Below are 14,211 nucleotides of genomic sequence, written 5' to 3'. Positions count from 1 at the left end.
CTGACGCCCGGCGCCCGGAGGATGAAGGTTTACGGGGATGTGACGCGTCAGTCGACACGCCGACGGTCAAGGTTACGGGGCCGCGGCCGAAAGGGTCAAACCGAGCCGGGCCCGCCACCTGTGCGACCGGTCACGCCGGTCGCGTTCCCGGGGCGTACGCGGGATTCGCGCACGCCCCGGGAACGTCGAGGCCGGTCAGCCCTCGTCGGTGGAGGCCGAGACGGAGGACCCGGCGGACGCCGACTGCTCCGCCGCCACGGTCTTCTTCGACGCGGTCTTCTTGGCGGCGGTCTTGGTGGTCTTCGCCGCCTTCTTGGCCGTCGTCTTCTTGGCCGCGGTCTTCTTGGCCGCCGTCTTCTTGGTGGTGGCGGCCTTCTTCGCCGTGGCCTTCTTGGCCGTCTTGCGGGCCGTCTTCTTGGCGGGGGCCGACTCCTCGGCGGCCTCCTCCGTGACGGCGCCGTCGGACGCGGGCACCTCGACAGCGGCCTCGGACCCGGGCGTCCCCACGGCCTCCTCGGAGGCAGTCTCCTCGGACGCGGCCGACGGGACGACCACGACGGCCGTCTCCTCGGACGCCGTGGACGCCGTGGGCTTGCGCACGGCACGACGCCGCGGACGGGCCGGGGCAGCGCTCTCGGCGGGCACCTCGGCGACCGGCTCGGCGGCCTCGGACGGTGCGGCCTGCTCGGGCGCCTCGGCGGCCTCGGCCACCGGGGCGGTCTCGGCGACGGTCACCACGGTCGCCTCGGACCCCGCCGGGGAACCGGCCGGAGCGGACACCTTGCGGGTGGCCCGACGCCGGGTACGTCCCCTGGGCGCGGCTTCCTCGGCCGGAGCGGCCTCGGATGCCTGAGCCTCCTGAGAGGCCTGACCGGCCGACGGGGCCTGCGCGGTCTCGACCACCGGGTCCTCCACGGCCATCGGCTCGGCCTGCGCCTCGGCGGCCGGCTCCGGCTGCACGGGACGGGCGACCTCCTGCTCGGCGGTCACGTCCTGCGCCGTCGGGACCTCGGCCTCGGCCTGCTCGGCCCTGCCCCGGCCACGCCGGGTCCTGTCCCTGCCCTGTTCGGCCTTCGGCTCGCCGGCCTCCCCGCGCGGGGAGCCCGCCGGAGCCGACGCCCGCCGGCTCGCCCGGCGACGCGACCGCCCACGGCCGGCCGCGGCCTCCGCCTCGGCGGCGCTGCTGTACAGCTCCTCGTCGGGCTCGAAAACCGGCTCGGGCAGCGCGACCGGCTCGGCGGCCTCGGCTCCGACCTCCGCCTCGGTCTCCGCCTCCTGCTCGGCGGTCTCGGCGGTGTCGAGGGCCGCCTCGTGCACGTGCGGCTGCTCGGCGGCACCGGCCCGGGCGCGCTTCTTGCGCTTGCCGCCGCCCCCGGGGGCCGTCGGCTGCTCCATGTGCACGATGACACCGCGTCCGTTGCAGTGGACGCAGGTCTCGGAGAAGGACTCCAGCAGCCCCTGCCCGACCCGCTTGCGGGTCATCTGCACGAGGCCCAGCGAGGTCACTTCCGCGACCTGGTGCTTCGTACGGTCTCGGCCCAGGCACTCCAGCAGGCGCCGCAGCACCAGGTCCCGGTTGGACTCCAGCACCATGTCGATGAAGTCGATGACGATGATGCCGCCGAGGTCGCGCAGCCGCAGCTGACGCACGATCTCCTCGGCCGCCTCCAGGTTGTTCCTGGTGACGGTCTCCTCGAGGTTGCCGCCCTGGCCGGTGAACTTGCCGGTGTTGACGTCGACGACGACCATCGCCTCGGTCCGGTCGATCACCAGCGAACCGCCGCTGGGCAGCCAGACCTTGCGGTCCAGGGCCTTGGCGAGCTGCTCGTCGATCCGGTACGTGGCGAAGACGTCGACCTCGGAGGTCCACTTCGACAGCCGCTCGGCGAGGTCCGGGGCGACGTGCGAGACGTAGCCGTGGATGGTCGACCAGGCCTCGTCACCGCTGACGACGACCTTGGAGAAGTCCTCGTTGAAGATGTCGCGCACGACCCGGACGGTCATGTCCGGCTCGCCGTACAGCAGCGTCGGCGCGTTGCCGTTCTTGGCCTTCTTCTGGATGTCCTCCCACTGCTGCTGCAGCCGCTCGACGTCCCGGCGCAGCTCGTCCTCGCTCGCGCCCTCGGCGGCGGTGCGCACGATGACGCCCGCGTCCTCGGGGACGATCTTCTTGAGGATGGTCTTCAGCCGGGCCCGCTCGGTGTCGGGCAGCTTGCGGCTGATGCCGGTCATGGAGCCCTCGGGCACGTACACGAGGTAGCGGCCCGGGAGGGAGACCTGGCTGGTGAGGCGGGCGCCCTTGTGGCCGATCGGGTCCTTCGTCACCTGGACGAGCACGGACTGGCCGGACTTCAGGGCGGACTCGATGCGGCGCGGCCCGTGGGCCATGCCCAGCGCCTCGAAGTTGACCTCACCGGCGTACAGGACGGCGTTGCGGCCCTTGCCGATGTCGATGAAGGCGGCCTCCATCGACGGCAGCACGTTCTGCACCTTGCCGAGGTAGACGTTGCCGACGTACGAGGTCGCCTGCTCCTTGTTGACGTAGTGCTCGACGAGCACGTCGTCCTCGAGGACGCCGATCTGCGTGCGGTCGCCGTGCTGGCGCACGACCATCACGCGCTCGACGGCCTCGCGGCGGGCCAGGAACTCGGCCTCGGTGATGATCGGGACGCGCCGGCGGCCCTGCTCGCGGCCTTCGCGGCGGCGCTGCTTCTTGGCCTCCAGACGGGTCGAGCCCTTGATGGACTGCACCTCGTCGGACGGCTCGGCCTTGGGACGGGGCTCACGGACCTTGACGACCGTGCGCTCGGGGTCGTCGTCGGAGGCCTCGGAGTCGGTGCCCGAGTCCCCGGCACGGCGGCGACGCCGACGGCGCCGGCGGCTGCTGCTGGAGCCGCCGCCGGACTCGTCGCGGTCGGTGGCCTCGTCGGAGTCCTCGTCGTCCTCCTCGGCGCTGTCCTCGGCGTCCTGACCGTCGGCGGTCTGCTCGGACTCGGCGTCCGAGCCCTCCTGGTCGCCGTCGACGGACTCGCCACGCCGGCGGCGGCGACCGCCCCGGCGACGGCGGCGGCGCGAGCCGCTGCCCTCGGACTCGTCCTGCTCGTCACCGTCGGCCTGGTCCTCGGCGGACTCGTCGGCCTCCTCCGCCTCCTCGGCGGTGGTGTCGGCAGCGGCGGCGGTCTCGGGGGCCTGGGCCTCCGGCTCGTCGGCGGCACCGCGGCGACGGCGGCGGCGACGCGAGCCGCCGCTCTGCTCCTCGCGCTGGGCCTCGGCCGGCGCGGACTCCTCGGGCTCCTCGGCCTCCTGGGGCTCCTCGACCCCGGCCGCCTCGGCGGCGGCAGCGGCAGCGGCCCGCTCCGGCGTCTGGAACTGGGGCTCGGTGAAGACGGGCGCCTGGAACAGCGCGACGGCGGGCCGCCTCGGACGCGAGGACGACTCGCTCTCGCCGTCGGCCGCGTCCGCGGACGCGCGGGCGGCGGCCTTCGAGGCCCTCCCGCCCTTCGCGGGCTGGGCGGGCTCGGCGAAGCCGCTGGCGGCCCGGCGCACGACCCGGCGGCGACGACGCGGACCGGTCTCTTCGGCCGAGTCGGCCGACTCGGCCGCGGTTTCGGCGGTGGCCTCGGCAGCGCGGGCGGGCTCGGCGGCAGCGGGCTCGGCTGCGGTGGCCTCGGGCGCTCGGGGGGGCTCGGCGGCGGGGTTCTCGGTCACGGGCGCCTTCGCCTCCTCGGCGTTCCCTTCCACCGCGTCCGCGGCGGAAGGCGCCCCGGCGGGCGCGGACGCCCGCCGCGAGGCACGCCGGCGAGTCCGACGCGGAGCAGCCTCTTCAGCGGTCTCGGCACCTTCGGCGCCGCCGTCGGTCACGACCGCCGGTTGCGCGGCCTCGGCCTCGGCCGGTGCCGCGGTCGTGACGGCCGTCTCCGCCGCCTCCGCAGGAGTGGCGGCGGGCGAGGTCACGGTGCGGGTGGCACGACGCCGGGCGCGCTTGGGGGCGGCGTCCCCGGACACCTCGGCGGGCACGGCAGGGGCGGCGGCCTCGGCCGGCTCGGCGGCGGGGGTGCCGGCGGTCACCGGGACCACGGTCTCGGCGGCCTCCGCGGCTTCCGGAGCACCGGCAGGTGCCGAGGCACGGCGCACGGCGCGACGCCGCTTGGGCGGGGCGGCCGTGGCAGCCTCGTCGCTCTCGACGGCCTCGGGAGCCTTGTCCGCCTCGGCAGCGGCTTCGCCGACCTCGTCCTCTACGACGTCGGCGGCGAGGTCCTCGGCCTCGGCGGCCGGTATGGCCGGAGCGACGGTCTCCACCGGCGCGTCGGAGGAGGCACCGGTGGGCGGGCCCGCCGGGCGGGACGCGGCACGGCGCCGCCGGCGGGGCGGCAGGGTGTCGCTGGGGGTGTTCTGTTCGGAACCCTCGATGGGTTCGGTCGGTTCGAGCATGCGGGCTTGTCTCCCGTCAGGCTCCCGGGCGCCGCGCCTGGCCCGGCGATGCCGGTGACGTCCGCGGCGCGCGCTGTGCGCGTTCGCCGCCGTCCGGGGCGCGGGCGCCGCACGGGAGCTCTCTGTGTCCTGTCTCGCCGGTTCCGTACGCCGAATGCGTACGGCCTGGCGAAAGTCTTCTGGTCGGTGCGCTGCCCGACCCAGGTGGCTCCCGAGTCCGAGGGCGGCGCTACGACGTCCGTCCCTACGCGGAACCTTCCTTACGCCGGCGCCGTCGCGGCGGCAGTCGGTTCGGCCGTTGAGTGGGCCTCGACTGCCTCGCGGTCGGGCGCGAGCGGGTCGGTCACCGTGCCGGTCTCTGCATCGAACAGCCCCTGCGCCAGCCTGGTCACCGCTGCGGGGACCGGCGGCGCCAGGTCGGCCACGGCGCGGAGACCGGACAGGACGTCGTCGGGTCGTACGGCAGGCGTCACGTGCCGAACAACCAGCCGCAGTATCGCACAGGGCTGGTCGGTCGGCCTATCAGCCTGCGAACTGTGTGTTTCCGTGAGGTCGCGGACCTCGAGGCTCGCCACGGCGGCCCGGGCGTCGAACGTACGGACGCCGTTCTTGGCGAGGCGCTGGACCTCGACGGTCTCGGCCGCGTTGAAGGCGTCCGCCGCCCGGCGGGCCTCCTCCGGCGGCAGTCCGTCCAGCCGGAGCTCCCACACGGAAGCCGTCAGCCGGTCGGCGAGTCCCGAGGTGCGGGCCTCGACCGCCTCGGTGATGTCGAGCCCGGTGGGCAGCGACTCGTCGAGAAGGGCCCTGAGCTGCTCCGGGTCGCGGGGCGCGGTGAGGGCGATCTCCAGGTACTCCGCTTCACTGCCCGTGCCGGTGGGTGCGGCATTGGCGTATGACACCTTCGGGTGCGGTGTGAAGCCCGCCGAGTAGGCCATCGGCACCTCGGCACGGCGCAACGCACGCTCGAAGGCGCGCTGGAAGTCACGGTGGCTGGTGAACCGGAGGCGGCCGCGCTTGGTGTAGCGCAGTCGAATGCGCTGCACCGCGGGTGCGGGCGGCGGGCCTTCGGGCTGTCGCTTGCCCAGTGTCGTTCAGTCCTTCGTGAGAGCGGTCGTACTGCTACCAAGAGTACGTGCCTCGCGTCCCGAAGGTTCCCCGCGGTCGGCGAGCCGCGGCCGGCGCGGCTCGCCGAAGAGCATCCGCCGGAAGTCGGCGCGGGCCTGGCGTACGGACTCCCGGGCGGCGGCCACTGCCTGCCGGGTGGCTCGCCGCACACTGCGGGCGGCCTCTGCGGCGGGCCGCAGGACGGTGTCCCGGACGACGTGCCCGACGGGCGTCAGCACGCTGCGGTACACCCACCGCACCGGCTCGACGAAGATCCACCGGAAGAGTTTGCCGAGGAACCGCCCGACGGTGAGCGAGATGTGCCCTGCGATGCGCCAGGCGTGGCCGAGGGCGTCCCACACCTCCCGCCCGATGACGGCGAGGACGCGTCCGACCGGCGCGAGGACCCATCGCCACAGGGCGAGCGCGGGCAGGACGAGCAGGATGCGGGCGATCCAGTAGAGGGCCATGCCGATGCCGGTGAGTGCGGTGCTCACCAGCCACACCAGCCCCTTGACGCACCGGACGACCGCGCGGCCGACGGGCGCGAGCACCCAGGTGTACAGCCACACGGCCGGTACGACGACGAGGTACTTCGCGAGCCAGGACACCACCGTCCAGACGCCGATGCCGAGCGCGGCGAGCACGGCGCCGAGCCCCTTCAGGACCCACATCACCGCGTGCCCGACGGGCGTGAGCAGGGACGCGTACACCCAGCCGAACGCGGCTCCCGCCCCTCGCGCGACCCAACCGACCGCGGCCCCGAAACCCCGGGCGACCCATGCGATCGCGTGCCCGACCGGGGTCAGCACGGAGCGGTAGAACCACACCAGCGGCACGACGAGGAGGACCTTGCCGAGCCATCCGAGGGCCTGGCCCACCGGGACGACGACATAGCGCCACAGTCCGACGAACGGCCAGACGAACACCGCGCGCCCGAGCCACAACAGCGCCCGCCCGAGCGGCCGGAGCAGCGCGTCGTTCAGGAACCGCCCGGTGACGACGAGCGCGTCCCACAGCATCCGCACGGGGACGACCAGCACGAGCACGATGATCCGTACCGGGATCCGGATGGCGACGGCGAGGCAGCCCTCGGGGGCCTGCGGCTCGCGCGGGGCGGGCGGCTGCGGCTCGCGCCGTATGGGCGGCTCGGCCGGCCGCTTGTGCAGGTCGACCCGCGCCTCGGAACCCTCGCGGGGATGCTTCTCCAGATCCATACCGTCGTAGACGCTCTCAGTGCCCCGTCCGGATCCAGCACCGCACAGTCCCGCCCCGTTCTCCCGCGATTCCTCCACTCGGCCGCAAGATCATACGGCTCGGGGGCGGGTGACCTGCGCCGGCAACAGCCGGGCGCTCAGGGCACCGTCGGGTCCGGCGCTCCGTCCGTCTCCCAGCGCAGCAGATCCCCCGGCTGGCACTCCAGCACCTCGCACAGTGCGGCGAGGGTGGAGAAGCGGACCGCCTTGGCGCGGCCGTTCTTGAGGACCGCCAGGTTGGCGGGGGTGATGCCGACGCGTTCCGCCAGTTCCCCCACGGACATCTTGCGTTTGGCCAGCATCACGTCGATGTCGACGGCGATCGGCATCAGATGACCTCTTCCAGCTCTGCCTGCATCTGGGCCGCCTCGATGTCGCGTGCGACGGCCTGCGCGAGCAGCATCCGCAGTACGAGCACGACCAGCGCCACGCCGAGCACGGCCACCACGACCCCGCACAGCAGAAGGACCACCCCGGGAGCGACGGCCTCGCCCGGCGCGAGCACGACCGCGAGCGCGAAGACCAGCAGGGCGGCCGCCACGAACGCGCCGATCACGACGTGCACATAGCGGAAGGCGGCAGTGGAGAACACCGTCCCTCGGCGCACCATCGTCACCAGCCGCCACACGCAGACCACGACGACCTGGGCCGTCACGATACCCAGAACCGTGATCACGAGGACCGGGGTGCGCAGGTACGCGTACTCGGCCCTCAGTCCGTTCATGTCCACGGCCAGCAGCGGCACCATCACCGCCTGCACGAACAGCGACCCCGCCAGCAGCACCACGAGCACCCCACGCAAAGCCGCCACGGCCAGCTTCCCCATTGCCACCCCTTCGATCGTCCTGCGATGGAAATCTATCGAGATTCGATAGATTACGCAAGGGGCTGTGCCGGTACGCCGCGGCGACGTCGCGCGGACTGCCGGTGTGTGCGACACGTGACACCGTGGCAGGAGGTATGCATGCCCGGCACCGAACCGAGGAGGACGACAGTGGACTGGCGCGTGTTCGCACGGGAGATGGCCTCCATGGCGCGCGACCTGCTCGCCCAGGAGACGGTCGGCGCCACGCTCGAGCACATCACCAGAGCGGCCACCGAGCGCGTGTCGGGGTGCGACGCCGCCGGCATCCTCCTTCTGCACGGCAAGACCGTGGAGACGCTGGCCCCCACCGACGACATGGTTGTCGAGAGCGACCGGCTGCAGGAGCGCCTCGCGGAAGGCCCCTGCTTCGACGCGGCCCGGACCAGCACCGGGGAGCGCGTCTTCCGCATCGCCGACTTCACCGCCGAGCAGGAGCGCTGGCCCGCATACGCCGGACGGGCCCGCGAACTGGGCGTGGGCAGCATGATGGGCTTCCTGCTGTACACCGAGGACGAGGATCTGGGCGCGCTCAATCTCTACTCGCACCTGCCGGGGTCCTTCACCGACGACAGCGAGACCGCCGGCTGGCTGCTGGCCTCGCACGCGGCGGTGGCCTTCTCCAGCGCCCGCAGCCACGCCCAGATGGAGCAGGCACTGGCCACGCGCCACGCCATCGGTGAGGCCATGGGCATCCTCATGGGCAGCCACAGCCTCACCGAGGAGCAGGCGTTCGACGTACTGCGCCGCTACTCGCAGGAGAAGAACGTCAAGCTCCGCGAGGTCGCCCGGCGGGTCTGCACAGAGGGCCGCCTGGACTGACGGCTCCCCCAGCACACATTCCGAACTGGGGGAACCTGGTCGGGTCGATCCCCCGGGGGAGCGTCACCAACTCGACCTCCTCTGCGGGTCCCCCTCAGAGCGGCCCTCTCACCTCCCATGTCCTCCGGACTGAGGCGGGACGCGAGCTTCGTGTTCTCTGTTGCCCCCTTCTCCGGATGAGCCATGAGGGCGGATCCTGCAATTCCTGAGGGCCGCCGAACAGAAGTAACCCATGAGAGTGAATGCATCGATTGCGCGTCCGGGTAAACCGCGTCGATGTTTCATTCTTTCCCACTCTTCCCGTGCATCTCTTCAGAGTTGTCGGCCTCTGCGCGGAGCCGTGAGGCATAGTGACACGTGGCAAAAATCCGCGTAGCCTTGCGAAACTGGTCGTCCTGAACACGGTCGGAGTGCCTGGCGGCGGTACGACTTGTGGCACCAGAAGGAGCTTTTCATGCCCGATGCCGACCCGATGTTCTACCGACACCTTCTGAGCTCTCAGCTGCAGGAGGCGCGCAAAAAGGCGGGGTATTCGCAGCCTGATGTTGCGCGAGAGACCGGATGGTCCCTGTCGAAAGTCATGCGCCTGGAGTCGGGCAGGGTGAAGATCTCCATGACCGACCTCAAGGCACTGATCAACTTCTACGATCTGGACCCCGAAAACCGGGTGAAATTGCTTCGGGCCGGCGAGGAGGCGCGCCGACAGCCCTGGTGGTACGAGTACCGCTCCCTGCTGTCGGAAGGCTTTCAGTCCTACCTGGGCTACGAAGCGTCCGCATCCGTGATCCGCAACTTCGAGGCGCTGTTCGTCCCCGGTCTGCTGCAGACCGAGGAATACGCACGCGTCGCCCTCCAGCAGTCCGTGGTCCCGGAGAAGGAGGAACTGCTCGACCTCCGCATCAAACGCCAGGAACGCATGCTGAGCGAATCGTCGAGCACCGAGCTGCGCTTCCTGATCGACGAGGCCGCGCTCCGACGCGTGGTGGGCAGCAGCGAGTTGATGGAGGCCCAGATCCGGCATCTGCGACAGGTGAGCGCACTCGATCACGTGAGCGTCGGGGTGGTTCCCTTCAGCAGTGGGCTGTATCCCCTGCTGCGTTCACCGTATGTCATCTTCGAGTTCGCGAAGGCCGATCAGGAACGGGTGGTGTATCTCGAGAACCCCGACGGAAGTGTCATCCTCAACAACAAGGCGATCGTCGGCGTGCAACGGAGCGTGGAGAACTATCTCGAAGCCTTTTGGGAAATCGAGAACCGTTACGCCCAGCCCATCACCGAGTGGAGTGAGAATCTCCCTCAGATCGCGGCCTAGCGAGAGGAAAGGGAATCCAGAAAAACGGTCCACGCTGCGGACGCGACCGTCATACAGGGCCCATCGGACACTTTCGAATCCCTGACCATGACGGGACGACCCAACGCGACTTCAACGCAGTTCTCGCCGACACTGGCGGAACTCTTCCGCCACTCCGATATCGGATCCGGAAGGGTCACGACTCCCCAATCCCGCGCTTAAGCAACCATGGCACAGTCAGGCCTCTGGCCGTCAGTATGACGGCAGGAGCCATGACTGCCAAGGCCGCCGAATACCGGTGATCTCGACACCCGAGAAGGGGACGGTCATGGGAAGTTGACCAAGCACATGAGTCCCCGCGAAGCGGCAAGCTTATTTCCGGCCAAGAATGCGGGGAGATTTTCACAGCGAGAAGGGGAGCGCTCGGTCAGCCGGCAAGCATCGTCCGAGTACTCCCCCACCGCGAAGCGTCCTCGTCCACTCGATTCAACCAGGAAGCCTCATGGCAGATAGTAACGCGAGTCGTGTCACCGGCCAGCGCCACGGCCGGGCCTTCCCCGTCGGCCCCATAGCGAGCCCTGGGGGAGGCACGTCATGACCCAGGCGCCGCCTCCTCCTGCCGGAGGCCTGTCGCAGCGAGCCCTGCTCATCATCATCGCCTTACTGATCGGCCTTCTCACCGGCCTCGCAGCGGGCGTACTGGCCGTTCTGCTCCACGCGACGATCCTCGACGCGGCGAAATGGGCAGGCGGCACCTTCATCGCCATCACGATGCTGCTGTTCAAGATCCGCGAACTCTTGCGGTGACGTGCCCCACCTGCTGTCGGCCACTCACGAGGGACCGACAGCAGGACCGGACGGCTCCCCCTCAGTGCGCGTGCCCGCCGGGAGCCGGTGCCGCGTTCTTGACCGTCAGAGGCAGCAACTTCTTGCCCGTCGGGCCGATCTGGATGCTCGTGTCCATCTGCGGACACACCCCGCAGTCGAAGCACGGCGTCCACCGGCAGTCGTCGACCTCGGTCTCGTCGAGGGCGTCCTGCCAGTCCTCCCAGAGCCAGTCCTTGTCCAGGCCGGAGTCGAGGTGGTCCCAGGGGAGGACCTCCTCGTAGGTGCGCTCGCGGGTGGTGTACCAGTCGACGTCGACGCCGAAGGGGGCCAGTGCCTTGTCGGCGCAACTCATCCAGCGATCGTACGAGAAGTGCTCGCGCCAGCCGTCGAAGCGGCCGCCGTCCTCGTAGACGGCGCGGATGACCGCGCCGATGCGGCGGTCGCCGCGCGAGAGGAGGCCCTCGACGATGCCGGGCTTGCCGTCGTGGTAGCGGAAGCCGATCGAGCGGCCGTACTTCTTGTCGCCGCGGATCTTGTCCCGCAGCTTCTGCAGCCGGGCGTCCGTCTCCTCCGCGGAGAGCTGCGGGGCCCACTGGAACGGCGTGTGCGGCTTGGGGACGAAGCCGCCGATCGACACCGTGCAGCGGATGTCGTTGGAGCGGGAGACCTCGCGGCCCTTGGCGATGACCTTCGTCGCCATGTCGGCGATCTGCAGGACGTCGTCGTCGGTCTCCGTCGGCAGGCCGCACATGAAGTACAGCTTTACCTGGCGCCAGCCGTTTCCGTACGCCGTCGAGACCGTGCGGATCAGGTCGTCCTCGGAGACCATCTTGTTGATGACCTTGCGGATGCGTTCCGAGCCGCCCTCAGGGGCGAAGGTGAGGCCGGAGCGGCGGCCGTTCCTGGTCAGCTCGTTCGCCAGGTCGATGTTGAAGGCGTCCACGCGGGTGGACGGCAGCGACAGGCCGATCTTGTCGTCCTCGTAGCGGTCGGCGAGGCCCTTGGCGATGTCGCCGATCTCCGTGTGGTCGGCGGAGGACAGCGACAGCAGGCCGACCTCCTCGAAGCCCGTCGCCTTCAGGCCCTGCTCGACCATGTCGCCGATGCCCGTGATGGAGCGCTCGCGCACCGGGCGCGTGATCATGCCGGCCTGGCAGAAGCGGCAGCCGCGGGTGCAGCCGCGGAAGATCTCCACCGACATGCGCTCGTGGACCGTCTCGGCCAGCGGGACGAGCGGCTGCTTGGGGTACGGCCACTCGTCGAGATCCATGACGGTGTGCTTGGAGACCCGCCACGGGACACCGCTGCGCTGGGGCACGACACGGGCGATCCGGCCGTCCGGCAGGTACTCGACGTCGTAGAAGCCGGGCACATACACCCCGCCCGTCTTAGCCAGGCGGAAGAGGAGTTCCTCGCGGCCACCGGGGCGGCCCTCGGCCTTCCAGGCGCGGACGATCGCGGTGATCTCCAGGACCGCCTGCTCGCCGTCGCCGATCACCGCACAGTCGATGAAGTCGGCGATGGGCTCGGGGTTGAACGCCGCGTGGCCACCGGCCAGGACGATCGGGTCGTCGACGGTCCGGTCCCTGGCCTCCAGGGGGATGCCGGCCAGGTCGAGGGCTGCCAGCATGTTCGTGTAGCCCAGCTCCGTGGAGAAGGACAGGCCGAACACGTCGAAGGCCTTCACCGGCCGGTGGCTGTCGACGGTGAACTGCGGGACGTGGTGCTCCCGCATGAGCTCCTCGAGGTCCGGCCACACGCTGTACGTGCGCTCGGCGAGGACGCCCTGCTGCTCGTTGAGCACCTCGTAGAGGATCATGACGCCCTGGTTGGGCAGACCGACCTCGTAGGCGTCCGGGTACATGAGCGCCCAGCGGACGTCACAGGAGTCCCATTCCTTGACCGTGGAGTTGAGTTCTCCGCCGACGTACTGGATCGGCTTCTGCACATGCGGGAGCAGAGCTTCGAGCTGCGGGAAGACCGACGCAGCGACTTCGGCAGGCATGTCGCGCACCTTCGTGGGCTGGACTGAACTGACAGGGGTGACCATCCAGACTAACGCGGTCGCGGGGTGCCTCCGTACGCCGGAAGATCAGAGGTCCGCCGCAGGGCCCTCGATCCCGGCCCAGAACCCGGGCAGTTCCGCCTCCACGCGCAGCGCTCGCTGCTCCTCGCGCTCGTGGAGGAGGCCGTAGGTGAAGGCGCTCTCCCCCGCGGCGTGGGCGACCGCCGACAGCTCGCGCAGGGCGTTTCTGGCCATGACGCTGTCCTGGTGCTCGCCGAGCAGGTTCTGCAGTGCCTTCATGGACTTGACCATGGTTCTGGCCGGCTTGCCCAGGACGGGTTCGGCCGCCTCCGCCGCGTAGCGGGTGCGCTTGGTCTTCTTGCGGGCATCGTGCAGCACGACGTCCCGGTCGCTGCCGGGCTCCAGGTCCCCCGCCCGCTCGATCAGCTTCGACACCTTGAGGAAGTCCTTGCGCACGGCCTTGGCGATCGGCTTGCGGGGTTTCCTGTCGGCCGCTTTCAGCAGGGGCGGGTCGGCGATCAGGGCGTCCAGGGTGTCGAGCAGGTTCAGGTAGCGGTGGGAGTCCAGGACACCGAGGAGGCGGCCGCGGGCGCTGCCGTGCTCGGCGCTCGACCAGGAGTGCAGGCGCTTCGCGACCGGGCCGCGGACCAGGCCCCCGGGAATCTCGTCGAGGGCCGACGTCAGCCGCTCGGTCAGCACCTCGCGGTCCCGGTCCAGGCCCAGCTCGCCGGCGAGCCACTTGAGCTCGTCGGCGACGGGACCGGTGACGGCCCGGTCGAGGATCCCGCCGAACGACTTGAACGTGCTGCGCAGCCGTCGGGTGGCCACCCGCATGCTGTGCACGGAGTCCTCGGCGTCCCGGCGGACGGCGGGATCGAGCTCGACGATCGCGTCCCGTTGGGTGCGCACGTAGGCGAGCACATGGTCTCCGGCGGTCACCGGCTTCCGGGCGGACGCCGACGTGCGCCGCTTCCCCGGCGCGGTCTCCTCGAGGGCGCGGGCCAGCTTCGACGACGACGCCGACGGCCGCACGCCCGCCTTGCGCAGCCGCTTCTCCACCTTGTCGAGCAGGGCCGGGTCTCCCCCGTCGGCGAGCTCCACCTCGATCTCGGTCCACCGCGCTTCGCCGCCGCGCCCCGTGAGCCGCTCGGCGTGCACGGTATCGACGCTCACCTCGGCGAGCAGCCGGCCGTCGGCGTCGAGCAGGTGCCGTACGTCGCGCTCGGAGCGCAGCCGGACCACCGGAAGCAGCTCGCTGTCGCGCACCCGGGAGCGGATCAGCGCGGCGAGATCCTCGGGGAGGGTGTCGGTGAGCGGGGCGCGGATCTCGTCGCGGACGTCGGGAGCGACCGGGAACTTGAGGTGCCAGCCGGCGTCGGAACCGCCGGTGCGACGGCGCAGGGTGACGGACGACGCGGCGAGGCGTTCGTCCGCGGTGTCGTGGTAGGTGGCGTCGAGGTGGGCAACGCCCTTGTCGACCACGGCTGCGACCCCGGTGATGCCGGTCAGGTCGGGAAGCCCGCTCTCGTCGGATTCGTACTTGCGCTCGATCTCGCGTTTCGTCTCCGCCATGCAACAAATCTAGTCGCTG

The 14,211-nt window shown here is 70.9% G+C and carries 11 protein-coding genes; 3 read left to right on the top strand and 8 right to left on the bottom strand.

Features of this window, described 5'->3' with window-relative positions:
• Positions 1 to 195 precede the first annotated feature (195 nt).
• From ABTX60_RS05935 to ABTX60_RS05915, 5 genes are all read right to left on the bottom strand, one after another.
• Positions 196 to 4,431, bottom strand: a complete 4,236-nt coding sequence (locus ABTX60_RS05935; RefSeq protein WP_352095844.1) for an Rne/Rng family ribonuclease — start codon at positions 4,429 to 4,431, stop codon at positions 196 to 198.
• A gap of 260 nt (positions 4,432 to 4,691) precedes the next feature.
• A complete protein-coding gene (locus tag ABTX60_RS05930; protein WP_352095843.1) occupies positions 4,692 to 5,474 on the bottom strand; it encodes a TIGR03936 family radical SAM-associated protein in 783 nt (260 codons plus the stop codon).
• Between the two features lie 48 nt (positions 5,475 to 5,522).
• On the bottom strand, positions 5,523 to 6,752 hold the full coding sequence (locus tag ABTX60_RS05925; RefSeq protein WP_352095842.1) for a hypothetical protein: 1,230 nt from the start codon (positions 6,750 to 6,752) through the stop codon (positions 5,523 to 5,525).
• 137 nt (positions 6,753 to 6,889) lie between these two features.
• Positions 6,890 to 7,120, bottom strand: coding sequence for a helix-turn-helix domain-containing protein (locus ABTX60_RS05920; RefSeq protein WP_352095841.1), 231 nt, complete (start codon positions 7,118 to 7,120; stop codon positions 6,890 to 6,892).
• A complete protein-coding gene (locus ABTX60_RS05915; protein WP_352095840.1) occupies positions 7,120 to 7,617 on the bottom strand; it encodes a DUF2975 domain-containing protein in 498 nt (165 codons plus the stop codon). Before ABTX60_RS05915 ends, ABTX60_RS05920 begins: the two co-directional genes overlap by 1 nt.
• Before the next feature lie 138 nt (positions 7,618 to 7,755).
• On the opposite strand from ABTX60_RS05915, the gene ABTX60_RS05910 reads away from it, so the two are divergent.
• Both ABTX60_RS05910 and ABTX60_RS05905 read left to right on the top strand, forming a co-directional pair.
• Positions 7,756 to 8,475 carry a GAF and ANTAR domain-containing protein gene (locus tag ABTX60_RS05910; protein WP_352095839.1) on the top strand — a complete coding sequence of 240 codons (720 nt, stop codon included), beginning with the start codon at positions 7,756 to 7,758 and terminating at the stop codon, positions 8,473 to 8,475.
• Between the two features lie 454 nt (positions 8,476 to 8,929).
• Positions 8,930 to 9,787, top strand: a complete 858-nt coding sequence (locus tag ABTX60_RS05905) for a helix-turn-helix domain-containing protein (RefSeq protein ID WP_352095838.1) — start codon at positions 8,930 to 8,932, stop codon at positions 9,785 to 9,787.
• Here the strand turns inward: ABTX60_RS05905 and ABTX60_RS05900 are convergent.
• Positions 9,784 to 9,966, bottom strand: coding sequence for a DUF397 domain-containing protein (locus ABTX60_RS05900; RefSeq protein ID WP_352095837.1), 183 nt, complete (start codon positions 9,964 to 9,966; stop codon positions 9,784 to 9,786). The genes ABTX60_RS05905 and ABTX60_RS05900 overlap by 4 nt on opposite strands.
• Positions 9,967 to 10,360: 394 nt before the next feature.
• On the opposite strand from ABTX60_RS05900, the gene ABTX60_RS05895 reads away from it, so the two are divergent.
• A complete protein-coding gene (locus tag ABTX60_RS05895; RefSeq protein WP_352095836.1) occupies positions 10,361 to 10,573 on the top strand; it encodes a hypothetical protein in 213 nt (70 codons plus the stop codon).
• Between the two features lie 61 nt (positions 10,574 to 10,634).
• On the opposite strand, the gene ABTX60_RS05890 is transcribed toward ABTX60_RS05895, so the two are convergent.
• Complete coding sequence (locus tag ABTX60_RS05890; RefSeq protein ID WP_352095835.1) at positions 10,635 to 12,599, bottom strand: TIGR03960 family B12-binding radical SAM protein; 1,965 nt, start codon at positions 12,597 to 12,599, stop codon at positions 10,635 to 10,637.
• An 87-nt stretch (positions 12,600 to 12,686) separates the two neighbouring features.
• The gene (locus ABTX60_RS05885) at positions 12,687 to 14,192 is read right to left on the bottom strand and encodes a CYTH and CHAD domain-containing protein (protein ID WP_352095834.1); all 1,506 of its coding nucleotides are present in this window, start codon (positions 14,190 to 14,192) and stop codon (positions 12,687 to 12,689) included.
• Positions 14,193 to 14,211: the final 19 nt, after the last annotated feature.

The sequence above is a fragment of the Streptomyces sp. NPDC126510 genome, from assembly GCF_040302345.1.
Lineage (GTDB): Bacteria > Actinomycetota > Actinomycetes > Streptomycetales > Streptomycetaceae > Streptomyces.
This window is presented reverse-complemented; position numbering and strand designations above follow the sequence as displayed.

Coding starts and splice junctions, on each gene's coding strand:
- ABTX60_RS05910 (WP_352095839.1), top strand. CDS start 7,756: ATGCCCGGCACCGAACCGAGGAGGACGACAGTGGACTGGCGCGTGTTC.
- ABTX60_RS05915 (WP_352095840.1), bottom strand. CDS start 7,617: ATGGGGAAGCTGGCCGTGGCGGCTTTGCGTGGGGTGCTCGTGGTGCTG.
- ABTX60_RS05890 (WP_352095835.1), bottom strand. CDS start 12,599: ATGCCTGCCGAAGTCGCTGCGTCGGTCTTCCCGCAGCTCGAAGCTCTG.
- ABTX60_RS05925 (WP_352095842.1), bottom strand. CDS start 6,752: ATGGATCTGGAGAAGCATCCCCGCGAGGGTTCCGAGGCGCGGGTCGAC.
- ABTX60_RS05885 (WP_352095834.1), bottom strand. CDS start 14,192: ATGGCGGAGACGAAACGCGAGATCGAGCGCAAGTACGAATCCGACGAG.
- ABTX60_RS05935 (WP_352095844.1), bottom strand. CDS start 4,431: ATGCTCGAACCGACCGAACCCATCGAGGGTTCCGAACAGAACACCCCC.
- ABTX60_RS05920 (WP_352095841.1), bottom strand. CDS start 7,120: ATGCCGATCGCCGTCGACATCGACGTGATGCTGGCCAAACGCAAGATG.
- ABTX60_RS05895 (WP_352095836.1), top strand. CDS start 10,361: ATGACCCAGGCGCCGCCTCCTCCTGCCGGAGGCCTGTCGCAGCGAGCC.
- ABTX60_RS05905 (WP_352095838.1), top strand. CDS start 8,930: ATGCCCGATGCCGACCCGATGTTCTACCGACACCTTCTGAGCTCTCAG.